Origin of the sequence: Kitasatospora griseola, assembly GCF_014648555.1 — a bacterium.
Lineage (GTDB): Bacteria > Actinomycetota > Actinomycetes > Streptomycetales > Streptomycetaceae > Kitasatospora > Kitasatospora griseola.
In genome coordinates, this window is record NZ_BMRI01000049.1 from 1 (window position 1) to 24,401 (window position 24,401).

Annotated in this window: 22 protein-coding genes; 18 read left to right on the forward strand and 4 right to left on the reverse strand. The window is 73.2% G+C overall.

Annotated elements, in window-relative coordinates:
- Positions 1-2,196: 2,196 nt before the first annotated feature.
- Positions 2,197-3,372 carry a methyltransferase domain-containing protein gene (locus IEZ12_RS34265; RefSeq protein ID WP_189277866.1) on the forward strand — a complete coding sequence of 392 codons (1,176 nt, stop codon included), beginning with the start codon at positions 2,197-2,199 and terminating at the stop codon, positions 3,370-3,372.
- Positions 3,373-6,936: 3,564 nt separating this feature from the next.
- Here IEZ12_RS34265 and IEZ12_RS34270 read toward each other — a convergent pair.
- The 4 genes from IEZ12_RS34270 to IEZ12_RS34285 all read right to left on the reverse strand — a co-directional run bounded on the left by IEZ12_RS34270 (position 6,937) and on the right by IEZ12_RS34285 (position 11,548).
- Positions 6,937-7,854 carry a DciA family protein gene (locus tag IEZ12_RS34270; RefSeq protein ID WP_189277868.1) on the reverse strand — a complete coding sequence of 306 codons (918 nt, stop codon included), beginning with the start codon at positions 7,852-7,854 and terminating at the stop codon, positions 6,937-6,939.
- Complete coding sequence (locus tag IEZ12_RS34275; protein WP_189277870.1) at positions 7,851-9,107, reverse strand: hypothetical protein; 1,257 nt, start codon at positions 9,105-9,107, stop codon at positions 7,851-7,853. The genes IEZ12_RS34270 and IEZ12_RS34275 overlap by 4 nt, the downstream gene beginning before the upstream one ends.
- A gap of 1,143 nt (positions 9,108-10,250) precedes the next feature.
- Positions 10,251-10,799, reverse strand: a complete 549-nt coding sequence (locus IEZ12_RS34280) for a P-loop nucleotide/nucleoside kinase family protein (RefSeq protein ID WP_189277872.1) — start codon at positions 10,797-10,799, stop codon at positions 10,251-10,253.
- Entirely contained in the window at positions 10,796-11,548 is a 753-nt protein-coding gene (locus tag IEZ12_RS34285; protein ID WP_189277874.1) for a GntR family transcriptional regulator, read from the reverse strand. Before IEZ12_RS34285 ends, IEZ12_RS34280 begins: the two co-directional genes overlap by 4 nt.
- 348 nt (positions 11,549-11,896) lie before the next feature.
- Here IEZ12_RS34285 and IEZ12_RS34290 point away from each other — a divergent pair, with 348 nt between their 5' ends.
- The 17 genes from IEZ12_RS34290 to IEZ12_RS34370 all read left to right on the forward strand — a co-directional run bounded on the left by IEZ12_RS34290 (position 11,897) and on the right by IEZ12_RS34370 (position 24,357).
- Positions 11,897-12,727, forward strand: coding sequence for a hypothetical protein (locus IEZ12_RS34290; protein WP_189277877.1), 831 nt, complete (start codon positions 11,897-11,899; stop codon positions 12,725-12,727).
- Between the two features lie 97 nt (positions 12,728-12,824).
- Positions 12,825-13,415 carry a hypothetical protein gene (locus tag IEZ12_RS34295; protein WP_189277879.1) on the forward strand — a complete coding sequence of 197 codons (591 nt, stop codon included), beginning with the start codon at positions 12,825-12,827 and terminating at the stop codon, positions 13,413-13,415.
- 180 nt (positions 13,416-13,595) lie between these two features.
- Positions 13,596-13,994 carry a hypothetical protein gene (locus IEZ12_RS34300; protein ID WP_189277881.1) on the forward strand — a complete coding sequence of 133 codons (399 nt, stop codon included), beginning with the start codon at positions 13,596-13,598 and terminating at the stop codon, positions 13,992-13,994.
- A gap of 1 nt (position 13,995) precedes the next feature.
- On the forward strand, positions 13,996-14,139 hold the full coding sequence (locus tag IEZ12_RS34305; protein WP_189277883.1) for a hypothetical protein: 144 nt from the start codon (positions 13,996-13,998) through the stop codon (positions 14,137-14,139).
- 76 nt (positions 14,140-14,215) lie between these two features.
- Entirely contained in the window at positions 14,216-14,470 is a 255-nt protein-coding gene (locus tag IEZ12_RS34310; RefSeq protein ID WP_189277885.1) for a hypothetical protein, read from the forward strand.
- A gap of 331 nt (positions 14,471-14,801) precedes the next feature.
- On the forward strand, positions 14,802-15,059 hold the full coding sequence (locus IEZ12_RS34315) for a hypothetical protein (protein ID WP_189277887.1): 258 nt from the start codon (positions 14,802-14,804) through the stop codon (positions 15,057-15,059).
- A gap of 64 nt (positions 15,060-15,123) precedes the next feature.
- Positions 15,124-15,357: a hypothetical protein gene (locus tag IEZ12_RS34320; protein WP_189277889.1), complete on the forward strand. Its 234-nt coding sequence runs from the start codon at positions 15,124-15,126 to the stop codon at positions 15,355-15,357.
- Positions 15,358-15,520: 163 nt separating this feature from the next.
- A complete protein-coding gene (locus IEZ12_RS34325; RefSeq protein WP_189277891.1) occupies positions 15,521-15,973 on the forward strand; it encodes a hypothetical protein in 453 nt (150 codons plus the stop codon).
- A 24-nt stretch (positions 15,974-15,997) separates the two neighbouring features.
- Positions 15,998-16,189, forward strand: a complete 192-nt coding sequence (locus IEZ12_RS34330; RefSeq protein WP_189277892.1) for a hypothetical protein — start codon at positions 15,998-16,000, stop codon at positions 16,187-16,189.
- Positions 16,190-16,584: 395 nt separating this feature from the next.
- Positions 16,585-16,977: a hypothetical protein gene (locus IEZ12_RS34335; RefSeq protein ID WP_189277893.1), complete on the forward strand. Its 393-nt coding sequence runs from the start codon at positions 16,585-16,587 to the stop codon at positions 16,975-16,977.
- Positions 16,977-17,201: a hypothetical protein gene (locus IEZ12_RS34340; RefSeq protein ID WP_189277894.1), complete on the forward strand. Its 225-nt coding sequence runs from the start codon at positions 16,977-16,979 to the stop codon at positions 17,199-17,201. The genes IEZ12_RS34335 and IEZ12_RS34340 overlap by 1 nt, the downstream gene beginning before the upstream one ends.
- A gap of 56 nt (positions 17,202-17,257) precedes the next feature.
- Positions 17,258-17,596: a hypothetical protein gene (locus IEZ12_RS34345; RefSeq protein ID WP_189277895.1), complete on the forward strand. Its 339-nt coding sequence runs from the start codon at positions 17,258-17,260 to the stop codon at positions 17,594-17,596.
- A gap of 17 nt (positions 17,597-17,613) precedes the next feature.
- Positions 17,614-18,102, forward strand: coding sequence for a hypothetical protein (locus IEZ12_RS34350; protein WP_189277896.1), 489 nt, complete (start codon positions 17,614-17,616; stop codon positions 18,100-18,102).
- Between the two features lie 23 nt (positions 18,103-18,125).
- A complete protein-coding gene (locus IEZ12_RS34355; protein WP_189277897.1) occupies positions 18,126-18,461 on the forward strand; it encodes a hypothetical protein in 336 nt (111 codons plus the stop codon).
- 74 nt (positions 18,462-18,535) lie between these two features.
- Entirely contained in the window at positions 18,536-19,063 is a 528-nt protein-coding gene (locus tag IEZ12_RS34360; RefSeq protein WP_189277899.1) for a hypothetical protein, read from the forward strand.
- A 120-nt stretch (positions 19,064-19,183) separates the two neighbouring features.
- Positions 19,184-21,613 carry a P-loop NTPase family protein gene (locus IEZ12_RS34365; protein WP_189277901.1) on the forward strand — a complete coding sequence of 810 codons (2,430 nt, stop codon included), beginning with the start codon at positions 19,184-19,186 and terminating at the stop codon, positions 21,611-21,613.
- Between the two features lie 251 nt (positions 21,614-21,864).
- A complete protein-coding gene (locus tag IEZ12_RS34370; RefSeq protein ID WP_189277903.1) occupies positions 21,865-24,357 on the forward strand; it encodes a hypothetical protein in 2,493 nt (830 codons plus the stop codon).
- Positions 24,358-24,401 lie beyond the last annotated feature (44 nt).

Here is a 24,401-nt window from a genome sequence, read left to right on the forward strand (position 1 = left end):
GCGGGGATGACCCCAGGCCGGGCTGAGCGACATCTACCCGCGCACCCTGCTCCCCGCGCCCGCGGGGATGACCCCCGGGCAACGCCGAGGACTGCCCGCAGTGCTGCCTGCTCCCCGCGCCCGCGGGGATGGCCCCCGGTACGGGATCGGCTCGGTGCGGCGGCCGGACTGCTCCCCGCGCCCGCGGGGATGGCCCCACCCCGGCCACCCAGCCCGTCCCCGCCAGCCGCTGCTCCCCGCACACGCGGGGATGGTCCTATGCCGCGCTTCCGGGCCTGCTGGGCCACCGCGACTATCCCCGCACGCGCGGGGATGGCCCCTCCGCTCAGCTGAAGGGCGTGCCGGCGACCGCCTGCTCCCCGCGCCCGCGGGGGACGGTCGCGCCGTCAGCAGAGCGCCGGGCGCCTCGGCCGACCGCTCCCCGTATGCGCGGGCGTCGTGCTGTCGTGGAGCATCCAGCCACGCCCTACCGCCCGTTGACGCCTTCACAACGCAGTCGAAGGGCGGCGCCACCGTGCTCGAGCGGTGCCGACCACAGGCTGGCCCGCACTGGAAGCGCCCAGAAAGAGTGAAAGATTGCTTATGTCCGATTCGCTGAAAGTGGGTCATTTCCCGCTCGACGGCGCGTAACACCGCAGGCCAGCGAGTCTGCTCCCCGTACACGCGGGGGTGGTCCTGCCCGAAGGCCCGGCAGCCCGCACGATCGTCGCTGCTCTCCGTACACGCGGGGATGGTCCCGGCATCGCCTGGTGGATCCGCCCGGTGCTGTGCTGCTCCCCGCACGCGCGGGGAGGCTTCCAGCGTGGGTGGCGGCTCACCATCATCAACGGCTGCTCCCCGCACGCGCGGGGATGGTCCCCAGGCGTGATTGTTGCCGCCGGGCCGCCCCACCTGCTCCCCGCGCCCGCGGGGATGGTCCCAGCGCGCGCCCCTGTCTGGCGACCTCGCGCTCCTGCTCCCCGCACGCGCGGGGATGATCCCACGTGCAGGCCGTGGTTGGCGCCGCGCTTGGTCTGCTCCCCGCACGCGCGGGGATGATCCCGTCTTCAAGGCCGCGCTGCTCGAAGTTGGCCCCTGCTCCCCGCACGCGCGGGGATGGTCCCTGCAGAAGATGATCGCCGAAGCGAAAGCTCAGCTGCTCCCCGCACGCGCGGGGATGGCCCCCTCACCCGAGCCGCCGGGCCTTGAAGGTGCCGCTGCTCCCCGCGCCCGCGGGGATGGCCCCATGCCGCGCACGATCGTGGGGGCGTTGATCTCCTGCTCCCCGCGCCCGCGGGGATGGCCCCTTGAGCGGCGCAGTGCGCTATCACATCAACAACTGCTCCCCGCGCCCGCGGGGATGGCCCCTTGAGCGGCGCAGTGCGCTATCACATCAACAACTGCTCCCCGCGCCCGCAGGGATGGCCCCGGCGGGCGGACCGCGCGGCCGTGCGAGACCGACTGTTCCCCGCGCCCGCGGGGATGGCCCCGGACACGGCCAGCAGTGGCCGCCTGGATGGATCTGCTTCCCGCGCCCGCGGGGATGGCCCCCGTCTCGCGCGCGAGTGGAGTTCACTCGGATCCTGTTCCCCGCGCCTGCGGGGATGGCCCCCACCGGCACTTGCTCGCGGTCATGACCGACCCCTGCTCCCCGCGCCCGCGGGGATGGCCCCGGCTTCCGGACGTGGTCGCGGCGTGGCGCGGACTGCTCCCCGCGCCCGCGGGGATGGTCCCCATCATCAGATCGTGGCCGTCGCGTACGTCGGCTGCTCCCGCGCACACGGGGATGGTCCCCCGCCGGGCCTACTGGTCGCCGACTACCTGCACTGCTCCCCGCACGCACGGGGATGATCCCTTCTCCAGCGCGGCCGCCGGATTGTTGTCGATCTGCTCCCCGCGCCTGCGGGATGGTCGCGGGCTTTCGGTGCAACACCAACTGCTCCCTGCTCGCGGGGGGGCTGATGGTGTCGCAACTGGGGCAGCGGTCGCCCTTCCCGCGCCGTCCCTGGCCAAGGTGGCACGGTCTTGTGTCCGGCCCGGGGTGCGCGCCACGATGATGGTTTCGTTGCGTGAGAGGGGATCGACGATGGGTGACGAGAGCAAGGGTGGGGCGCAGGACGGTGGGGGCGGGGCGCATGCGAAGCCGGGTGGTCCGGCGATCGGGCCGAAGCCGAGTCCGGACGGGCAGGGCCCGGTGCCGGACCCGAAGCACAAGAAGTGAGCGGCGACGTGGCGGTGGGTGCCCGGGTGGCGCTGGCCGATCGGCTCGCGAGTGAGGGTGTGCTGGATGCCGGATGGCGGTCGGCGTTCGAGGCCGTCCCGCGGCATCTGTTCCTGCCGTCGGTGTACTGGGAGTTCGTTGACGGCGTGGCGGTGCGGCGCGACCAGGACGCGGACCCGGAAGGGTGGTTGGCCGGCGCGTACCGGGACACGGCGGCGATCACGCAGTGGGACGACGGCGACGAGGCCGGCGGGCAGCAGGACTTCACGTCGAGTCTGAGCATGCCGACCATGGTGGCGCGGATGCTAGGCGACCTCGATGTCGAGGACGGGCACCGGGTGAGAGAGGTGGGGACCGGGCCGGGCTTCAACGCCGCGCTTCTGGCCCACCGCCTCGGCGCGGTCAGGGTGGTGAGTGTCGAGATCGACGAGGCGGTCGTCGGCCTCGCGCGCGGGAACCTGGCTGCTGCGGGGCTGGGCGGGGTGGAGGTGCTGGTCGGGGACGGCGCCGACCCCGCGGTCGGACCGGGCGGCCGGGCCGATCGGCTGATCGCCACCTGCTCCAGCCTGGTGACCGACCTCCCCGTCACGTGGGTCGGTCAGACCGTGCCGGGCGGAGTGATCGTCGCCCCCACAGCCACGCTGTTCGGCGGCGGTGCCACCGCCCGCCTCCAAGTCGCCGACGACGGGCGCAGCGCTGCCGGGCGGTTCACCGGGGCAGCCGACTTCATGCGGATGCGTCAGCAGCGCTACCAGGCACCGCCAGTGGACGCCTACCTGCCCGGCGACTGGCCCGGCGACGCCGAGGCCTCGGTCACCGACCTCGACCCGGAGAGCATCGGAGGCTCCTGGCTCGCCCAGTTCGCGATCGGCGCCGCCCTGCCGAACGTCTACTATCGGCGGGCGCCGTACGGGGACATGGTGACGTGGTGGTTCTTCGACACCGCGGTGACGTCCTGGGCGACGGTCGACTCCGTCCCCGACCGCAGCGAGTTCGAGGTACGCCAGAGCGGACCCCGGCGGCTGTGGGACGAGATCCACACCGCCTGGACAACCTGGGAGAAGGCAGGCCGGCCCGGCTACGAGCGGTTCGGATTGACCGTCACCACGACTGGCACCCGCACGGTGTGGCTCGACGACCCCGGCCATCCCTGGCACTTGCTCGCGCACTGACGCTGGCGCTGGAGACCGAAGCAAGAGCGTAAGACCTGCTCCCGCCTGTGCGGGGATGGTCCCAGGTCGTCCCAGTGGCAGGGTGTTGAGGAGACTGCTCCCTGCGCGGGCGGGGATGGTCCCCGGCCGATCTCGGCCAGGTGCTCGCCGTCGAACTGCTCCCCGCAAGCGCGGGGATGATCCCATGAGCCAGCTCGCCGGCGAGTTCGAGGTCGACTGCTCCCCGTACGCGCGGGGATGGTCCCGTCAGCGTGCTCTGGGGCTTCGCGGTGCCCTCCTGCTCCCGCGCCCGCGGGGATGACCCCGCAGCCTGCTCGTCCTGCTCGACGAAGCCGACCTGCTTCCCGCGCCCGCGGGGATGGTCCCCGGAGGGACTGGCCGTGCTCGGCGGTGAACCGCTGCTCCCCGCGCCCGCGGGGATGGCCCCTCCTCGGCGGTCTTCGCGCCGGACAGCTTGGTCTGCTCCCCGCGCCTGCGGGGATGGCCCTTTCCACCGCATGCGGGAGAAGGCGTTGGACCTCTGCTCCCCGCGCCTGCGGGGATGGCCCCGGGCCGACGGCCAGCGTCGCCCGCAGGCCGATCTGCTCCCCGTGCACGCGGGGATGGTCCTACGTGGTAAGCGGTCTGAGCCTCGATCACCCGCTGCTCCCCGCGCCCGCGGGGATGGTCCCAACCTGCCGGGCTTCGCCAGCGGCGAGGCCTACGCACAGGCACTGCCTGCTCCCCGCGCCTGCGGGGATGGCCCCTGTGGGCGGCGACCGCGTGTTGAGCAGGGTGCCTGCTCCCCGCGCCTGCGGGGATGGCCCCCCACCATCCACGACAGCCGAGAGGCCGCCGACTGCTCCCCGCGCCTGCGGGGATGGCCCTATCCGCTCCGCCCGGCTGGTCGAGGTCTTCCACTGCTCCCCGCGCCCGCGGGGATGGCCCCTTGAGCGGCGCAGTGCGCTATCACATCAACAACTGCTCCCCGCGCCCGCGGGGATGGCCCCTTGAGCGGCGCAGTGCGCTATCACATCAACAACTGCTCCCCGCGCCCGCGGGGATGGCCCCGAGCCGGTCAGCAGCTTCTCGCCGTACGCGGTCTGCTCCCCGCGCCCGCGGGGATGGCCCCTACAACTCCGGCGACACTCCGCCACCACTTCCCTGCTCCCCGCGCCCGCGGGGATGGCCCCTGCGGGGTGAAGCCCATCGCGGGCGACATCACCTGCTCCCCGCGCCCGCGGGGATGGCCCCACGCCGCGCACGGTGACGGGGGCGGCGATCTCCTGCTCCCCGCGCCCGCGGGGATGGCCCCACGCCGCGCACGGTGACGGGGGCGGCGATCTCCTGCTCCCCGCGCCCGCGGGGATGGTCCCGCGTGGCAGGACCAATACCAGGGGCTCCAGAACTGCTCCCCGCGCCCGCGGGGATGGTCCCGTGCCAGCGGCCGCGGCCACGAGCAGGCCGTCCTGCTCCCCGCGCCCGCGGGGATGGTCCCCCAGGCCCAAGCTCCGCCGAGGGCCATTCCCGCTGCTCCCCGCACGCGCGAGGCTGGTCCCCGCGCGGAAGCGTGCCATCCGACATGCGTGCGCTGCTCCCCGCCAACGCGGGCGTCGTACTGCCGTGGGAGCATCCACCCACGTACTACTGCTCGTTGACACCTTCACAGCACAACCGAAGGACGGCGTCATCGCGCTCGAGCGGCGCCGACCACGGGCCGGCTGCACCGGAAGCATCCACAAAGAGAGAAAGGTCGCTTATGTCCGAATCTCTGAAAGTGGGTCATTTCCTGGTCGACGGCGCGTAACACCGCAGGTCAACGAGTCTGCTCCCCGCACGCGCGGGGATGGTCCCGGTCAGGCATCGCGGACGATGGCCTAGGTCACCTGCTCCCCGCACGCGCGGGGATGGTCCCTCGCCGCGCACGACCAGGACGTCGCCGGCGAGCTGCTCCCCGCACGCGCGGGGATGGTCCCTTCGGAGCTTCGGGAAGGTGGTCGAGGTGCACCTGCTCCCCGCACGCGCGGGGATGGTCCCTTACACACGCTGTCCCGAAGTAGCAACCTGAACTGCTCCCCGCACGCGCGGGGATGGTCCCGGCAGGGAACTGGACATCACGACCGAGAAGGGCTGCTCCCCGCACGCGCGGGGATGGTCCCCAGATCGTCAGCAGGGTCAGGCCGTGGGCGAGCTGCTCCCCTCGCCCGCGGGGATGGTCCCTCGGTGCCGTCGTCGGTGGCGGGGTACAGCGGCTGCTCCCCGCGCCTGCGGGGATGGTCCCAGGCTGCCGATGCCGTTGGAGCGGCTGCTGCCCTGCTCCCCGCGCCCGCGGGGATGGTCCCGACGCACGGTGCGATGAGCACGTGGAGGTCGACTGCTCCCCGCGCCCGCGGGGATGGTCCCCAGGGCGACACGGCGGCCGGGTGGGTGGTGGCCTGCTCCCCGCGCCCGCGGGGATGGTCCCCGGGCCGATGTGGTGCCAGTGGTCGCCGATCACTGCTCCCCGCGCCCGCGGGGATGGTCCCTCGACCGCGTCCGGCCGGTCCGGGTCGAAGGGCTGCTCCCCGCGCCCGCGAGGATGGTCCCCAGTTGCGATGGCTGGGCACGTACGCGAATCGCTGCTCCCCGCGCCCGCGGGGGTGGTCCCGCGGCTGTCAGCCACCTTGGCACCTCTCAGAACTGCTCCCCGCGCCCGCGGGGATGACCCCGACCGAACTCGCCCCCGGACCCTCACTGGCGTCTGGCTCCCCGCACCCGCGGGGATGGTCCCTCCCAGCAGGGAGCCGGGGCGGCCGGGTCGGCCTGCTCCCCGCGCCCGCGGGGATGGTCCCTACACCGGCTGGCAGAAGTCCCTGGGCTACACCTGCTCCCCGCACGCGCGGGGATGATCCCACCGCGGGCGGGTCGCCGGCGACTGGGAGGTAGTGTTTCCCGCGCCCGCAGGGATGGTCCCGACTGGATACACAGCGGGCGGCCCAACTTTGGCTGCTCCCCCGCGCCCGCGGGGATGGTCCCGCCACCCTGACCGGTACGACCCAGCCGGGCGACTGCTCCCCGCGCCCGCGGGGATGGTCCCTGCTCCAGGTCCGCCAGCGGGATCGACGAGCCCTGCTTCCCGCGCCCGCGGGGATGGTCCCTGCTCCAGGTCCGCCAGCGGGATCGACGAGCCCTGCTTCCCGCGCCCGCGGGGATGGCCCCACGCACAGCTCGGACTTGGTGATGCTCTTGGCCTGCTCCCCGCGCCCGCGGGGATGCTCCCGTGTCGATGATCGTTCGGCTGATGCCGACCAGCTGCTCCCCGCGCCCGCGGAGATGGTCCCGGGATGCTGTCCACGGAGAACACCGTGTACCTCTGCTCCCCGCACGCGCGGGGATGGTCCCCCGCACCTGCCGATGGAGGCCTGCCTGAAGCTCTGCTCCCCGCACGCGCGGGGATGGTCCCGGCGGTGCCGAGTGAGCTGGGGAGGCAGTACCCTGCTCCCCGCACGCGCGGGGATGGTCCCCGAGGCTGCGATCCGCCAGGCCAGCCCGCTGTCTGCTCCCCGCACGCGCGGGGATGATCCCTCGGCTCGGCGACTACCCGGGTCACGCGGCGCCGCGCACAGCGGTGGCTGGTGCCTGGGTCGTGCGGCGAGCGGTGGGCAGTGGAGTCGCCCCGGCACGCTCGGCGCGGGCCCGTAGGAGTGCGGCGCGGTGCCGCTCTCGCTGCTCGCGGGCGCGGACGGTCGCGGCCGCCAGCGGCGGGTCCTCGTCGACCGGAATCCAGTCGGTGGTCTCCGGCTCGCGAAGGCGGTTGTAGTGGCGGCGCAGGATCTCCTCGCGCTCCGCGGCGGCCTCCTCGATGGCGGCCTGGTGGTCGGCGGTGAACTCGCCCATCTGCTGGCGCAGCTGCCGGTAGACGTCGCTGTGGGCCGCGGGGTGCAGGGCCGGGGCGAACGGGGTGTAGTGCGGGTCGTCGTCCAGGTCCGCGCTCTCGCTGCTGGCGCGGCCGACGCGGACGTCGAGGGCACGGACGCTCCCGGCGGGCAGGTGCTGGTCGAGGCGGCGCAGGACGTCACGCTGGTGCAGGCGCAGCTGGGTGGCCCAGGCCGGGGTGTCGGCGAGGATCCGCAGGGTGCTGGTCGTGACGTCGAATCCGGCGGGCGTCCAGTGCCGGGCGTGCTGGTCGCCGACGATGGTCGCCCACTTGCCGTGGAGGGTTCCGCGGGCGGTGCCCGTTGCCCAGCCGGCGATGTCGGCCATCGTCGCGATGACGCCGGCCACCGGGGCGGGTTCGCGCGCGTCGCGGCCGAGCTGGGCGATCTCCCGCGCGGTCGGCGGCTTCCGCTTGGCCGGGGCGTGGCTGGAGGTACGGGCGGCCCGCTGGGCTGCACGCAGTACGGTCCGGGCGAGGTCCGCACCGGAGAGCTGCGGCTCGCGCACTTCGTCGTCGTGGGCCTGGTCGCCGCCGTGGTGCTCGTCGACGGCCCGGACGGCGCTGCTGGTGGGGTCGGTGGCGCTCATCGGACTCCGATCTGCACGTTGGGGCTGGCGGCCAACCCGGCGTAGCGGGCGACCAGGTCGACGCCGTAGCGGTCGATCGCGGCGTCGACGTTGTCGTCGATCGCGGCGACGACGGTGCGCGGCGCCCAGTGGGCCCGCGCGAGGGTCTCCTCGGCCGGGTCGGACTCAGGGGTCGGCGCGGGGGTGTCCATCAGCGCGAACAGGCCGGCCAGGCCCGCCAGCTCGCGCATCGCCGCGTTGTCCATCGGCCCGACGCGGGCGGCGATGTCCTGCCGCAGCTCCTGGTCGTAGGCAACCTGCTCGGTCTCCTGGCGCAGGGCGTGGGCGATCAGGGCGTGCGGGCGCTCCGGCCGCCACAGCGCCCCGGCGCCGTAGTGGCTGGAGATCTCGACCAGCCATGCCACCGCCCGCTCCGGGCTCCAGCCGCGGTCCGCGATGTCGTTCAGCACCCAGCGGAGCTGGTCGTGGCTGGCCTGCCGGACCCACGGCACCCGCCGGTAGGCGACCCGGGCCATCAGGTCACCGGCCGCCATCATCGCGGCGGTGACGACCTGGCCGAGCACCGTCCGACGCCGCTCCCCCGCCAGCTTCCCAGTGGGCTTCTTCCTGGTGATCGACTTCGTGACACGGGCGTCGCCCGTAGTCTTTTGATCACCCACGGAGGAAGAGCTCACCAGGTGGGTAGTACCCACCATTGGGGTGCAACGCGAGGTGCTGACGGCCCGTTCGGTGCTGCTGTGACGAACGGTGCGGCGGACCCGCCGGGGCTTCTTCGCGGCCTTCTTCCCGAGCTCGGCGATGACCGTCCGGCCTTCCTCCGAGATGCCGACCATCCGGCGCTCCAGGCCCTCTCCCGCGGTCCGGATCCCCAGCGCCCGGTCGTAGGAGGGCGGGATCAACCGCTCGTACTCGGAGGCCAGGCTCTCCACCCGGGTCTGACCCTTTGTCATCGGCAGCCGGGTACCGATCGACCGCCAGGCCAGCAGGCCGGTCGCACGCAGGATCTGCAGGTGGTACTGCACAGTCCGCTTGCTGCACTTGAGCCGTCGCATCAGGTGGGCGATCGTCGGCCGACACGGCGTCAGCTCCGCCAGCACCTCCACCAGCCGCAGCGTCGTCTCCCCGAACCGCGGCCCGTGCGTTGCGACGTACAGGCCGGCGCCATGCACCCAGTGCGCGGCCTGCCGCCAGGAGTACCCGTCCAGTGCGGCCCGCCCGGCCGTCCCGGACGCCAGCTGGTGCTCCTGCGGCACCCATGCGATCCGGATCGTCGTTGGGGCAGCGTCGACCGACTCCCGGCGCTGGCCGGGAAGCGGTGGGATGGCCGCTTCTACACCCAAGGGGCCGTCAAATCCCCCCTCGACACCATCATCCGGACGAGTGATGTGCGTCACGGTTTCGGAACCGTGCGTGGCAGGTTCGACAACCGGTCCGACAACCGGTCCGCCAGTGAATGCCAAGGCTGGAGCGGGGGAGGGGATCCTTACCTGCTCCCGGATCCCATCGTTCGAGGTCAAACCGGGGACACCATGATCGACAACCATGGGGCGGGGAGACTGGAAAGGGCTCGTGAGCTGGGGCAAGATGACAGGGCTCCTTCTGTACGTAAATGCGCAGAGGACCGTCCCGCATCAGCGGGACGGATGGGCGAAGCCCCCGCGAGGGGGCGAAAACCGATCGGCGACCTCCAGTTCTTCTTTCTGGTCCTGGGTGACGTGGGTTGGGTGCAGCTGAGGCCCTGGGAGGGGCCCCGACTGTGGATGGCTCCTTGTCGGAGCCGGTACTGCATCCGGTTGGAAGCCGGGGTGGTGCTGGTCCTGGCTAGGGACCGATCTGGATTGGCCTCCTGGCGGAGGCCGGTATTACTGCTGGCGAGTCGGTTGGTAGCCGATCTCCAGCAACCCGCTTGACGGTTGGTAGCCGTCGGGCGGGGCTGAGTAGGTTGCCGCGTTGATCCGGGTGGAAAGTCCGGGGAGCGGCCAGCGGAGCCAGACCCGTGGAACGGTCGGGCGCCGCAGATGATGGCTTAGGTCACGGAACACCTCCGCTCTCGGGGGCTGCCGTGGCCGGCCACACATACAGAGACGGCACCCCGCCGGAGCGAGACCCGAGAAGACTCGGTCGACTCCACGGCGGGGTGCCGTGCGCATGTAGGGGTGCCACTGGGGGTAGCCTGCATGACGTCATCACCACCTCTGCCGTGGTTGACCGGGACGGGCCCCTGGCCGGGCGCCGCTCCACTTGACCGCCGTCCGGTCCTTCGGGTCCGGGCGGCGAAGTCATTTGGATCACTGACGGAGCTAGCGTACCCCTGTGGACAATGCGCGGAGTAACCGTCAGATCACCGTGTCGATCTGACGGCTCGATGATCAGATGGGTCATCAAGTTCGGGGGCGTCATTGCTGATCCCCTGACTTCGCTGCAGCGAGGGCGGCGAGAACCCGTTCCGGGTGCCCGTCATACACCAGGTGTGGCTCCGCAGCGTCAGGCGGATAGAACCGCCCGCTGAACCTGATCAGGTCCGCCTCAGAGAACAGCATCGCGTTCGCGTCGTTGTAAGTCTCCTCGTTCCGGATCTGCAGCCGGGACCACAGCACCTCGTGCGTGGCCGGCAGGTAGACCAGCAGGGGTGCGGCACCTACCGCCTCGATCCGCTCCGCCCACTCCCGCCGCTCCGCCGGAGTCCACAGCCCGTGGTCCAGGACCACCGACTCACCCCGCCGGAGTGCCGCGATCAGGTCCGTGGCCAGATCATCGAGCACGGGCCGCTCTCGTACGAGGTACTCCCCCCGTGGAAAGTCCCGGCCGTAATGACCGTGCCGCCTCCACATCTCCTCGTCGGGGGAGATACGGAGGAACCCGTGCACCTCCAGGACCCGGGCCAGACGGGTTTTCCCGGAGCCGGGCAGACCCACCATGAGGACGCACTGCGGCGGCGCACTCATAGGGAATCCGTGACGTCGAGCCGGGTGCGGCCTGGCGCGCCGATGTCCACGCCGTACTCGAGAACCCGGCCCTGGCCGTCCAGGAAGCGAGCGGTCAGCACCAGGATCGCGGCGGTCACCGTGTCCGAGGGGAGCTCGAGAAGCTCAAGGTCGTCGGGAGTGGCGATTCGCGCGCTGGTTGTGTCTCGGCGCTGCACAGTCTCTCGGCCGCAGGCCCGCGCAATCAGGTCCAGGGAGGTGCCGCCCTCCAGCCGCTTAGCTTGGATCAGTTCCGGTACCAGCGCAGCGAATTCAGCGGGAATCCATGAGGTCGAATGCGCGACCACTCCGTGCGAGTCGCGGTAGACGCGCGATCGCCGGGCCACCTGGGCACCGGGTCGAATGTCGAGTGCGGCGGCCACCTCGGCAGGTGCGAAGGTGAGGCCGGCGGTGTGCGAATCCGACCGCTCTCCTGCATCCCATGAGGACCCGGTCTGCTGGCCGCGGGCGTGTCGCTGGGTGCCTGATGAGAGCGAGACCGGCTGGCCGAGTACTGCGGTGCCTACCCCGTGGATCCCCCGCACCAAGCCCTGCTCCGCGAGCTTGTTCATCGCCTTAGTGACGGTGGCCGGGCTGGTCTTCCACTCTGCGGCCAGCGCTTTGTTGCTCGGCAGCAGACTACCCACCGCGAGCTTGCCGGAGAGGATGAGATCGCGGTAATGCTCCGCGATCCGCACGCTCGGCGGTCTGCTGTCGACCCGGTCAGCCATGGCCCTGTGTCCTCTGTCTGTTGCGTTGAGTTGTGACTTTTGCCTGTGGTCCATCACTGTACCGCTTGACACTGCAGAGTGCCATAGGGCACTGTAGTGCACATCGCAGAGCGTTGACCTTCCTGTTACGTAGCGTCGAACTCTGCGTGAAGTGCAAACTCCATAGCTCGACCTGCACCGAGCCGCTCACGGCACATACGGGTGACGATCCACGAGGTCCCCGCCGCCGGGCTACGGACAGCTCTTCGCAGCGGTTTAGCTGCCCGCTCTCCACAGCCTCCCGGCTGTGGCGGTCGGAGAACCCAACCGCCCCCGCCCCCGCCCTTCCCGAGCCCGAGGGAGACCCAGATGCGTCACAACGGCCGGCCCGCCCTGAGGGCCTCGAAGCTCCCTGCCGCCGACATCAATCTCCGCCCCGGTGAGCCCGTCACCGTGGTCTGCACTGACTGCCGCACCTGGCGGCGGCTCACCCACTCGATGATCCCCGCACACCGCTCCACCGACCTCGGCCGCGAGCTGGTCGACGCCGACGGGCGGCAGGTCCGGCGCGACACCCGCTGCCCCGGCAGCGGCCAGCGCATCCAGATCGACCTGACGGTCGCCAAATGGGTGACCCGGGTCGAGGGCGGCCTGACCGAGACGGCGGCTTGCCGCCCCACCAAGGTGCTGCGGAAGGTGCCGACCCCGAAGCCGCCGGCGCTCCACCAGCTCGCCCCGGCCGCGCCGACCGCCACCACCGCCCACGCCGCCTACGTCGGTCACCGCAGCCGCTGCGCGGCCTGCACCGACCCCAAGCGGCGCTGCACCGACGGCCTGCGCCTGGGCGCCGCCTACCTCAAGCTGGTGCGCGAGGAAGAGCAGGCTGGTACCGAACGGGCCGTCGCCGACCGGGTCCGCGCCGACCAGGAGCAGCGGGACGAGGAGCGTATCCAGGCCGGTGAGCAGCTTCAGCGCCGTCAGGTCCTGTGGGCCGAGCGGGCCCCCGCGGCCGAGACCGCCGACATGATGCGTCGGAGCACCTCCCTCGCCCTGCACGCGGACACCCGCCGCCGTCTGTACGGCCCCGACCTGCAGGTCGGGGAGCGCGACTCCCACGAGCAGTCCCGCGCGCTGGCCGACGTCCGTACCGAGGCCGCGATCCGTGCGGCGAGCTCGGTGCGCCGGACCGTGGCGGCCTGAGCCGCCCGTTCCGTACGACGACCTGAATATCTTTACCCCCGCTGCGGCGGCCCGGATGTCTCCGGGCCGCCGCTTCTCGTCGCCCCCGGAGGCCACGATGACCGCCACGATCGACACCCCGACCACCACCACCCCGACCGACACCTTGCCCGGCACCGCGTTCCGGGTGACGTTCCTCGGTCTGGCCGGCCCCGCCACCGCGCTGTTGCACCGGCTCACCGACACGCGCCTCGTCACCGCCACGGCGACGATCACGGACCGGCGGTTCACCGGCCGGACCGTCTGGCTGCACCTGCTCGCCGGCGACGGCGCCCGCGGCCTGGCGTGTCTGGACCTCGCCTCGGCGATGACCACCCCCGCCGACCACTACGCCTCCGGCCGGCACGTCCGGCTGGTCGGCGTCGCGCGGACCCACCGCAACCTGGCCGCCCCGTACATCGCGGTCCGGCAGCTCGCCCCGGTGCCCGCTCCGCAGCCGGTCGAGGAGACCTTCCTGCTGCGGTACTCCTACGGTCCCTACGCGCGCCTGATGGAGCGAACCCTGACCCGGCGCCAGGTCGACCTGATCGGACCGGTCGTGATGCGGGCGGCCGACCGCGGCCACGCCTGGAACATCGAGGTCCTCGACGCGGACGGCCTGGACGTCACCGACACCTTCGAGTGCTTCGTCGAATCCCAGGCCGCCTGACCCCACCGCCGCCGCACGGCCCGTCACGGCCGCCGCCCACCTCCAGCACACGGGGTGGGCGGCGGCCGTGCTGGTCCGTACGACCAGCACGACCACACAGAAGAGGGCCCCGAGGATGCGACCCCCGAGGCCCGACCGGCCGCCCCACCACCACGCCCACCAGGCGAGAGGAGCACGACCGTGCCCACCATCATGCACCGCCAGCCCGCCGACCTCGACCACCTCTACACCCGCTACGCGTGCCGCCTGCAGGCCGCCGTCACCGAACTCCTCGCCGAGGTCGGTCCCACCGCGACCGACCACGACGAGGACGTCACCCAGGACGTGTGGTTGCACGTCGCCGAGCACGGTCTGCCCGGCCACCTGACCGGCCTCGACGCCCTCCTCGCCATCGCCCGTACCCTTACCGACCGCGTCCGCACCGACCAGACCCGCCGCCGCGAAATCCCCGCCGGCCTGATCCGCACCGCCACGGACACCCCCGCCGCCGCCCGACCCGCCCCCGCCGGCCGCCGCCGGCCCCGCACCACCACCGCCCGCTACCTCGGCAGCCCGCGCCCGCAGATGGCGGAGTGCTGAGATGAGCCACCAGCACCAGGGCGAGGCCAAACTCGAGCGCAAGGTCCAGGAATGGACCCAGTCGCAGCAGCAGGTCGCGGAGGTCCAGCAGCAGGCCGAGGAGATCCGCCAGGAGCGGGCCGAGCAGCAGGGCGGTGCCGAGTGAGCTGGGTCAGCAGCCGACGCCCGCACCCGGAGCCGGAGCCGGAGCCGGAGCCCGCACCGCAGCAGGGAGGCAAGTGATGGGCCTCCTCTCCTACTTCGGCCTCGGCAGCAGCGGCTCCGGGGCCGGCCCGGCCGTCACCCCGACCACCACCGCCCCCAGCAGCACCGGCCTGACCGGTAGCTGGCCCGCCTACGACGAGACCACCGCGCGGGAGCACCACCGCATCGCGCAGGTCCCGCTCCCGGCCGCCGAGTACCACCCGGACGGCACTCGAAAGCTCAGCCCGGTTCCCGACCCGCAGCACGTCTCCCGCTCGTTCTGGAGGAACTGACCATGCAGATGACCATCGCCGAGCTGTCCACCCAGGCCGACGAGGCCCTGCGGCGGGCACGCGAGGACCAGGCCCGCCGCGACGCGGCGAAGGCCGGCGGCTCCGGCCAGTAGCACCCCTCCCTCCCCTTCCTTATGCCCTCTCCGCAGGGCTCCGCAGCCTGACTCTCACAACCACCCTGGCATGCGCATGCCGGAATGAGAGCCGGGAGCAGCGCGGCGGGTTCCACCCGGAACCCGCCGCCCGACCTGGGCCCCGTACCACCACATAGCCCACACGCCGTCAGACTCCGCCACCAACAACGGTGGCCGACCCCGGAAGGACCCCCCGCATGCCCTGGACCAAGAAGGCCACCGCCCAGCTCGCCACCGAGCTCGCCGCCACCGCTACCACCCAGGCCTCCGCCGCGAAGGAGGGCCGCCTTGCTGCCGCGACCTCCACCGACCCGCTGACCCGCGCCCAGAACACCGCCGCGGCCCGGCTCCTGGACGAGCAGGCCACCGACCTGGCCGCCACCGCCGCCGCGATCCGCGACGGCGACGACCCCGACAGCCTCGGCTACGCCGACCTGCGGCGCTTCTACCACTGATCCGGCCCGCGGCCGCCCGGCTGTCCGAGCCGCCGCCCGTTCCGCCCGTCTTGAGGGGCCGCTCTTGTCCCAGACCGCCGCGCAGTCCGAGCAGGGCACGCATTTCTACATCCTGACCCTGCAGCAGCAGGTCGGCTCGGCCATGGCCTTCGGCACCGTCTCCGGCACCCACACCCCGCCCGCCGGATGGACCGTCAACGATTTCTGCCGTGCGCTCCGCGCCCAGATGGAGCGCGACCGGCCCGAGCTGCGCGGCGGCGTCGCCGTGCACTTCGACGTCCGGCCCAACCAGCTCTGATCCCCGGCCGCCGCCGACCCGGCCCGCACCGCGCCGGGCGCGGTGGCGGGCCGGTCCGGTGCTGCCCCGACCGGCCGTCCCCCACCCCCACGCGGGACGGCCGGTCCGGAGAGCCACCGGGCTCGCACACCGTCAGACCCCGCCCACCTGAGAGGACTTCCCCGTGTTCGGAGACAAGCGCCGCCAGCAGCAGTACGACGACCACCAGCGCCGCCAGAGCGAGCGGGCGCTGAACACCGTCATGTCCTGGGCCGCCGCCGTCACCGGCCTCCGCCTGACGATGCGCACCGACACCTGGCGGCACCTGTGCGGCCGCCCCGCCCTCGCCGAGCTGCTCGCCGCCGTCGCCGCCTCGCGGATCGACGGCGACCCCGCCGACCTCGGCGCGACGGTGACGGTCGCGCTGGCCGCACCGCAGCTCGCGCACCTCGTCGCCGCCCTGCACGCCGACAAGGGCGCGACGGACCGGACGCCGGCCGACCTGGCCGCCCGCGCCGTCGCCCTGCACCTCTACCCCGCGCTCGTCGACGCCGTCCACACCGCCGTCGCCGCGTCCGGCGTGCCCACGGTCGTCCTCGACGGCCCGGCCGACGCCCGTGCGCTGACCCGCCGCTGATCCGACCAGAGAGGACCACGCACCATGATCACTTCCGACGAGATCTTCGCCGTGTTCTACGCCGGGTCCGCCGCCACGGCCGGGATGGTGCTGGTCGCCGAGGCCTGCACCGGCCGGGCCGACAAGCGCCGCACCGCGCGCCGCACGACCGCCGTCGCCCGCACCACGACCACGGCCCCGGCCGCCGTCCAGGAGCGGGAGCGCGCGGATGTCTGACCCGATCGCTCCCACGAACGTGACGCTGTCCACCGAATCCGGCAGCACGCCGGCACCCGGCGTCACGGTGCCGCCCCCGCCCACCCACGCGCCGACCGCCGGCGGCGTGCCGCCGCAGCCGCCCGGCCCGGGCAGCTGGTGGCGCACCGGCACCGGCGGCGGGTCGGCCCCCGCCGCTCCGACCCCCGCCCCCGCGCCCGGCTCCGGCTGGAACGGCGGCGGCGGGGCGGCCCCGTCGGCCGGCGGCTCGAACTGGGGCGGCGGTGCGGCTCCGGCTCCGTCGGCCGGGGGATCCGGCTGGGGAGGCAGCGGCGGGTTCGGCGGAGGCGGGTCCGCCCCCGCCGCTGCGCCGGCCCCCGCCCCGTCGGGCGGATGGGCCGGCGGCGGCGGGGGGGATGGCGACTACGACCGCCCCGCCGCCCGCCCCGATGACCTACGTCGACGCCCGCGAGCTTGTCGCGGCGCTGACGGCCGAGTCCAGGAAGAAGGAACCTGAGCCCGCGGCGCGGTTCGACATCCACCTGGTGCACCCCGTCCGCAACGGCATCGCGATGCTGTTCGGCGTCGTCCTCACCGAGGCGGTCTGGAACAAGCTGCTGCACGTCGCCGGCGACTCGTGGGGCGTGATCGTCGCGTTCCTCGTCGCCGCGGGCGTCCTGGAGTGGGCCTACCACGACCACCGGAAGTTGAGGTGGTTGGTGCGGGTGCACACCTGCTCCTGGCTCGCCGCCGGGCTCATCACCCCCGCCGGACTGCTCGGCATCGCCTGGATCGGAACGGGCGCCTGATGCCCGCCGCGCCCGTGATCCTGCTGATCGCCTTTGCGGTCTTCACCCTGCCGTACGCCGCGCTGATCGTCCTCGCCCACGCCGTCGCCGCCTGGCGCGGCCACCCCTGGACCCGCGACGAGCTGCGCCGCCGCCAGGCCCCGCTGCTCGTCGCAACGGTCGCCGCCGCCGCGCTGTACGCCGCCTACGCCCTGATCACCAGCCTGGCGCACCTGCTGACCTGACCCGCTGACCCGACCTGCCGTCGGCACCACCGGCCCCTGATTCCGTGAAGGACGTCGTGATCATCATTCGTGACCTGGTGGTCGCCGCCGCCGGGATCCCCTACCTGCCCGCCCACCGTGGGCGGTTCGCCGAGGCCGGCCGCCGGCCCGCCGTCGCGGTCGTCGCCGACGCCGCAGGCCTCGCGCTGTCGCTGCCGTGGTGGCCGGGACGCGCCGCCGCCGCAGCCGTCTACCTCCTCGCCGCGGTGCGGCTGTGGCGGCTCGCCCGCCGCGGCTTCTCCCACACCCGCACCGCCGCCGGCGACCTCCTGGTCCTCCTGACCCCGCCCGCCGTCTCCGCGCTCACCGGCGTCCACCTCGTGCCGCTGCTCGTCCACCTGATCCTCGCCTACTGACACCGCCGGAGGCGGAGATGACACCCACCCAGCTGTCCGTCGGCGGCCTCGCCCTCGGCCTGGCGCTCCTGATCGGCACCGCCCTGCGCTGGTGGCACCGGGGCTTCCCCCTGCCCGACGCCCTCGCGCTGGCCGGCGGTCTGCTGTCCGGGCTGCTCGCCGCGCTGTGCTCCGGCGGCCTGCTCGGCCTCGCCACCCACCTGCTCGTCACCCGCGCGACCAACCCGCTCGGCAACAGCGCCACCGGCGCCGGCGGCGAGCAGCTGCTCGCCCACCCCGCCGAGGCCGGCCTCACCCGCCCCGGCGGCGTCGCCACCCTGCTGATCGTCGCCGCCACCGCGATCCTGTGGCGCTGCTGCGACGCCCGGCTGCGCGCCCAGATCGGCACCGGCGTGATGTCCGGCTCCGCGCTCGGCCTGGCCGCAGGCATCTCCGGCCTGGCCGCCGCCACCCTCGTCCCCGCCGTCAACGACCTCGGCGCCCAGGTCCTGGGCGCCCTCCACTGACAAGCCGTCAGGAGACCCGCCCCATGGACCTGGACCACCTCTACCGCATCCCCGCCGCCGCCGCTCTCTGCGCCGCCTACGGCGCCTTCTGCCTCTACGCCATGCCGCGGTCCACCTGGAAGCGCACCCGCTTCGGACAGCTGACCCCGGTCCTGTGGTGCGCGGTCCTCGGCACGGCCCTCGGCACCGTGTCGTGCACCCCGACCCTGCGGCACTTCGCCCGGATCGTCCTGATCGACCACCCCATGTGGATCAACATCGTCGTCCTGGCAGTCCTCGCCACGGCGGTCGCCGCGCTGCTGATCGCCGACTCCCGGCACCGCAAGTACGACGACCCCGAACAGGCCCACCAGTCCTGAACCCCGGCCGCCCGACGGCGGCCGACCTGCTCCTCTCCCCTTTTTCTCCTTTCTCCCCTCTCTGGAGGCCACCCGTGAACATCCCCGCCGCGTCGCTCACCATCGGCGGCCTTTTCATCGGCATCGCCATCCCGCTCTGGCACACCAGCCGGTTCGCGCTGGCGAACATCAAGAACGCCTCGGCCGCGATGAAGGGCGCGGTCGACGACCTGGTCCCGCTCGCCGCGGGCATGGCCTACGGCGCCATCGCCACCGCCACCACCAGCGGCCTGATCGGCTTCACCACCGGCGCGATCACCTGGCTGGGCAACGGAGCGGGCACCCTCGCGATGTGGGGCGCGACCGGCGGCGACGCCGACCTCGCCGTCCGCTCGGCCAGCAACGAGCTCACCGGCATGGGCAACCTGATCCTCCTGCTGCTCACCGTGGTCGTCCTCGGCGGCTGGAAGAAGATCCCGACCGCCTGGAAGCCGAAGATGCGCGTCGGCATCATCTCCGGCACCCTGCTCGGCCTGTCCGCGACCCTCGGCGGCGCCGTGATGGCCACCGTCATCCCGGCCGCCAACAACCTCGGCTCCGCCCTCGTCGGCACCATCGCCTGACCCCGGCCCGGACGCCACCGGTCGCCCACGCCCCGCCCCGTGCCCTCGGCACGGCCGCGGCGCGCGGGCGGCCGCAACCGCCCGGACCCCGTTCCGCCCGAACCGCCGCCGGAGGCAGCCGTGACCACCTACCCGCCCGAACCGATCGTCATCGACCTCGAAGCCGAGGGCGAGTTCCTCACCGACGACCAGCCCAACCCGAGCAGCCCGACCGGCGGCGTGAACAGCAGCAACGGTGCGGGCGGCGACAAGCCCGGCCTCGGCGTCCGCCTCGCCGCCGGCGCCCAGGCGCTGGCCCGCCGCGAGTACACCGCCCTGCGCGAGGGCCTGACCGTCCTGAAGACCGAGACCAAGACCTGGGCGAACGCCTCCGAGGAGACCGCCGCCCACCTGCGCGCCGGCCTGCTGAACCGCCGCTACAACACCTGGCTCGCCCAGAAGAACGCGGAGGTCGAGCGGCTGGAGGAGAAGGCCGGCGAGCTGGAGAAGCAGGCCCGCCGCGCCACCGCGGCCGGGCAGGCCGACGAGGCCAGCACCGCCGACCACAAGCAGGCCACCACCACCGCTGCGGCGCTGCACCAGGAAGCCGCGGCCTGGCGCGAGCGGGCCCGCGACATCCAGCGCCGGCCCTACACCGGCCACCACGAGCCGGTCGACACCGAGCTGGAACGCCACCGCCGCCGCACCGCCAACAAGCGCTGGGCGGGCCTCGCGACCCTCACCCTGGCCGTCGGGGGCCTCGAGATCGCCGCCGGCAGCCTGTTCCTGCCGACGTTCACCGCCGCCGCCATCGCCGTCGTCGCCTGGGCCAAGGGCCGCATCACCGGCTGGCGCCGCACCCTTCCCGACGTCCCCGCGCTCGCGTACGAGATCGCCACCGGCACCCCCGCCAAGGAGAAGAAGAACCAGCAGCCCGAGGGCCCGGCGGCTGCCTTCGACGGCGCGCTGTTCCCCGGCGACACCGGTCGGCCGTTCTCGATCCGCGACGTCACCGACCCTGCGGTTGCCGCCGAGTGCGTGCGGCGGGCGCTGCTCGCCGAGCGCGTCCCGCTCGCCCACGTCGGCGAGCCCGTTCAGCAGCCGTGGGGCTGGGAGGTGGTGGTCCGGGTCTCCGAGGGCACCTCCGGTGAGATCGGCGACAAGCTCGGCGGCCTGGAGACGCGGTTCGACCTGGGCGACGGCGACGTGATCCTCCAGCCCAACCGCCAGCGCACCTCCGAGGCCACGCTGCGGATCGTCACCGGCGACCTGTTCGGCGCGATGAAGCCCGCCCCGTACCGGGCCCCGCACTCGGTGGACATCACCACCGCCGGAGTGTTCGGCATGAGCGCCGACGGCACCGACCTGTGCTTCTCCCTGGCCGAGCTGATGGGCGAGGTCATCGCCCGCTCCGGCGGCGGCAAGTCCACGCTGATCCGGGCACTGCTCGACTGGACCACCGCCGCGCACAACGCGGTCACCGTGTTCCTCGACCCGTCCGGCGACGGCCCGGGGAAGTTCACCGACGCGGTCAAGCTCACCAGCACGAACCCGATCCAGATCGAGTTCGCGCTGCTCTCCCTCTACCGGCTCGCCGCCGGCCGCGCCCGCATCCGCCGCAAGCTCGGCATGGGCGACACCTGGCGCTGCAGCCGCGAGCACCCGGCAGTCTTCGCCTTCATCGACGAGTTCCCCAAGCTCACCAAGCGCAGCAAGCAGATCATCGCCGAGCTGATGCTGGTGGGCCGCAAGGAAGGCGTCTGGGTCCTGTTCGCCGCGCAGGGCGCCACCAAGGAACTGCTGGGCAGCAACATCGCCCAGCACCCCGCCTTGAAGATCGTTGGCGCGTGCCGGGACGTCGACACCACCCAGGCCCTGGGCAGTGGCTCGATCGACTTCGGCTACCTGCCGCACCGGCTCCAGCCCAAGTCCGGCACCTCGCTCAACGACTGCGCCAAGTCCTACATCGTCGGTGCCCCCGGCGTCTCCGAGGACCCGATGCTCCACAAGTGGCACTACATCCCCGACGACGAAGGCGGCCGGCGCGCCGCCGAGCGCCTCGCCGCAGGCCTCGTCGACGTCGACCAGGCGTCCATCGACGCCGCCCTCAACGCGCCCAACCCGCCGAGCCTCAAGTTCGGCGACGACGAGGACGAGTACCTCCACTACGTTCCGTGGCCGAGGCTCCTGGCGATGTGCGCCGAGGACGACGACGAGTACAGCCCCGAGTCCGCCGCCGGACAGGACGAGGAGCAGCCCCTCCCGGAGATCGTCCAGGTGCTCCTGGACGCCCTGGACGCGGAGCAGGCCGAGGCCCTCACGCTCGTCCAGCTCCACCCGTACCTGATCGCCCATGACGCCAAGCGGTGGGACCGCTGGCACGAGAAGGACGAGCGCGGGCGCGTGATGGAGATCGGCCGGACCCTCTCCCTGGAGGTCCGCAGGGCCGGGGTCGAGCTGTCCACCGAGCGCCTGGACGAGGTGGACGGCAGCCCACGCGGCATTCGCCGCAGCGATGTTCTCGCTGCCGCCGACCAGTACACAGAGTCACCGACTCGATCGGCAGGCTGATCGGCGGCCGATCGGATCCGGATCGGCGGGGAAACGGATGCCCCGCCGATTGGCCGCCGATCGGCCGCCGATTCACAAACCGATTGTGACCTGCGGAAACCGATCAAACCGATCCAGCGCCCGCACCCCCTGAAACGGCCCCGGAACCCGCGTCCGGGGCCGTTTTCGACCCCCAAGCACCCCATCCGCGTCCCCACCCCATCCGCTCGCCCGAATGCTCACCCACCGTGACTGATCAGAGGAGACCGGCCATGCCCCCGGCCCGCACCACCGCCCCCCGGCGCGCCCGCACCGCCCCCGCCAAGCCCCCGGCGAAGACCGCCCGGAAGCCGCCCGCGGCCGCCGCGCCGAAGACCGCCGGCACCCCGCCCAAGCCCGCCGCCGAGACCGTCCCGGCGACGTTCACCGGACCCGCGGCCCACCCGGCCCTCGCTGACGCCGCCGACCGCGCAGCCGACATCCGAGGCCTCGCCCAGGACGACGCCCGCATTCTGCTCAAGGACGCGCACCGCGCCGCCGAGGCCGAACTGGCCGCAGCCGCGCAGCGGACGGTGGAGGCCGAGCAGCTGCGCGACCAGGCTGCCGCCGAGGCGGAGATGGTTACGGAGCGTGCCGAAATCGCGGCCGAGGCGATCCGCACCGAGGCCGACGAGTCGGCCCGGCGGACCCTTGCCGACGCCGAGGAGAACGCCGCCGCCCTCCTCCGCGCCGCCGACGAATCGGCGGACTGGATCACCGGCCTGGCCAAGGCGGCGGCCGGCAACCTGACCGCCGAGGCCGAGCAGCGCGCCCAGGCGATCCTCACCGACGCCCGCCACCAGAGCGACACCCTGCTCACCGAAGCCGAGAACACCGCCACCGCCCTCATCCGCAGCGCCGAGGAGCAGACCGAGGCGGTGCGCAGCGAGGCCGCCGAGCAGGCCCGCGTCAGCGGCGCCCGGGCCGAGCGGCTGCTTGCCGGTGCCGAGCAGAAGGCCGCCGCCGTCACCAGCGCCGGCGAGGACCAGGCCGGTCAGATCCGCGGTCAGGCGCACCGTGACGCCGAGGAGTTGCGAATCCAGGCCGAGCGGCACGCGGCCGAGGTCCGTGAGGACGCCGCCGCGCAGGCCGATGCCACGCTCACTGATGCCCGAACCCGGGTCACCGGCCTGTTGGAGGCGGCCCGCGAGCAGGCCGACGAGCTGCGCCGTGTCGCCGAGGCCGACGCCGAGCGGGTGCGCGTCCAGGTCCGCCGGCTGCGCGAGGAAGCGGACCGGGAGATCGATCAGGCCACCGACGCGGCTCGTGAAGTGCGGGCCAAGGCGGCGGCCGACGCCGGCCAGGTCCGGGCCCAGGCCGAGCAGGAGGTGGCCGCGGTCAAGGCCGGGACCGACCAGAGCCTGGCCGCGGCGAAGCAGGCGGAGGCCGAGGCGCAGCAGGCCAAGCAGCTCGCGCTCCAGGAGCTCGACGCCGCCCGGGAGACGCTGCGCCGGTCCACCGCCCGCACCGCCCGCAAGCTGGAGAAGCGTCGCCTCAAGCGGGAGGCGCGGGCGGCCGAGCGGGCCGGGAAGCCCACGCTGGCCGGCCGGACGAAGGCGCTCCTGAAGGCCAACTCGCGGCGCCTGCTGGCGATCGTGCCGATCACCGCGCCGATGGCCGTCGCCTGGACCGGGCAGGCCGGGTTCGCCCAGGACATCCTGGGCTGGGTCCCCCCGTTCACGGTCCTGTTCGCCGCCGCGTGGGAACTCAGTACGGCGTTCGTCGCGTGGATGTACCACGAGGCCCGGAAGGTCGGCGACAGCGGCACCCTTTACCGGGTCGCGACCTGGGTGTTCGCCGTCGGCGCGGCCGTCATGAACTACTGGCACGCCTCGGCCACCGTCACCGGCCACAAGTGGGACCCGGTCGCCCAGAAGATGGTCGACCAGCTCAGCTACTGGGACCCCACCCCCAAGGCGGTGGCGTTCTCGGTCATGAGCATCACCGGCATGGTGCTGTGGGAGCTCTACGCCCGGCTCATCCACCGCAGCAAGCTCCGTGCGGACGGCAAGGTCGCCCAGTCGCGGCCGACGATCGGGGCGATCCGCTGGGCCCGCTACCCCGCGCATGCCTTCACCGCGTGGTCGCTGGCGATCACCGACGAGTCGCTGTCCACGGTCGAGCTCGCCTGGACGGCCGCCGCGAACCACCGCGAACTGGTTCGCCGAACCGGCCTGGGACCGGTTCGCCGGTTCGTCGCCTCGGCGATCGGTGTCGGCGACTGGGCGCCGCTGCGCGCCCTGCCGACCGTGCCGAGCCGCAGTCTCGTCGTCGCGCTGTCCGGTTCGCCGAACCCGGCCGTCGTTCCCCGGTTCGCGGTTCGCCTCACCCGCGCCGGTTCGCCGAACCACACCCCGAACCGTCCCGGCGGTTCGCCGAACCCGGCACTGCCCGCAGCGCGCTCCGGCGCGGCGGGCGGCCGCCGCGAACTGGAGCCCGCGAACCGCTACGCCCCGACCGGCGAACCCGTCGGGACCGGTTCCGGGCCGCGAACCGCCGCCGACCAGCAGCGCCCGGTCCCGGCCCCGGCCGGTTCGAACCGGCGCAGCGCCGCGCAGGAACTCGCGGACGAGCAGGTTCGGCAGGTTCTCGCCCTGATCGACGCCGTGGGCCACGACACCGTCGATCTCGACTACGTCATGGCGAACCTCGGCATGAAGAAGACCACCGCGTACCACCGCCTCGTGGACGCCCGCAGGGAGTTCGCGAACCGCATCGCGGCCTGAGCGCGAACCGCGAACCGGATCCCGCGAACCGCGAACCGCATCGC

Coding starts and splice junctions, on each gene's coding strand:
- IEZ12_RS34270 (WP_189277868.1), bottom strand. CDS start 7,854: ATGAGCGCCACCGACCCCACCAGCAGCGCCGTCCGGGCCGTCGACGAG.
- IEZ12_RS34280 (WP_189277872.1), bottom strand. CDS start 10,799: ATGAGTGCGCCGCCGCAGTGCGTCCTCATGGTGGGTCTGCCCGGCTCC.
- IEZ12_RS34285 (WP_189277874.1), bottom strand. CDS start 11,548: ATGGCTGACCGGGTCGACAGCAGACCGCCGAGCGTGCGGATCGCGGAG.
- IEZ12_RS34290 (WP_189277877.1), top strand. CDS start 11,897: ATGCGTCACAACGGCCGGCCCGCCCTGAGGGCCTCGAAGCTCCCTGCC.
- IEZ12_RS34295 (WP_189277879.1), top strand. CDS start 12,825: ATGACCGCCACGATCGACACCCCGACCACCACCACCCCGACCGACACC.
- IEZ12_RS34305 (WP_189277883.1), top strand. CDS start 13,996: ATGAGCCACCAGCACCAGGGCGAGGCCAAACTCGAGCGCAAGGTCCAG.
- IEZ12_RS34310 (WP_189277885.1), top strand. CDS start 14,216: ATGGGCCTCCTCTCCTACTTCGGCCTCGGCAGCAGCGGCTCCGGGGCC.
- IEZ12_RS34315 (WP_189277887.1), top strand. CDS start 14,802: ATGCCCTGGACCAAGAAGGCCACCGCCCAGCTCGCCACCGAGCTCGCC.
- IEZ12_RS34330 (WP_189277892.1), top strand. CDS start 15,998: ATGATCACTTCCGACGAGATCTTCGCCGTGTTCTACGCCGGGTCCGCC.
- IEZ12_RS34335 (WP_189277893.1), top strand. CDS start 16,585: ATGGCGACTACGACCGCCCCGCCGCCCGCCCCGATGACCTACGTCGAC.
- IEZ12_RS34340 (WP_189277894.1), top strand. CDS start 16,977: ATGCCCGCCGCGCCCGTGATCCTGCTGATCGCCTTTGCGGTCTTCACC.
- IEZ12_RS34350 (WP_189277896.1), top strand. CDS start 17,614: ATGACACCCACCCAGCTGTCCGTCGGCGGCCTCGCCCTCGGCCTGGCG.
- IEZ12_RS34355 (WP_189277897.1), top strand. CDS start 18,126: ATGGACCTGGACCACCTCTACCGCATCCCCGCCGCCGCCGCTCTCTGC.
- IEZ12_RS34370 (WP_189277903.1), top strand. CDS start 21,865: ATGCCCCCGGCCCGCACCACCGCCCCCCGGCGCGCCCGCACCGCCCCC.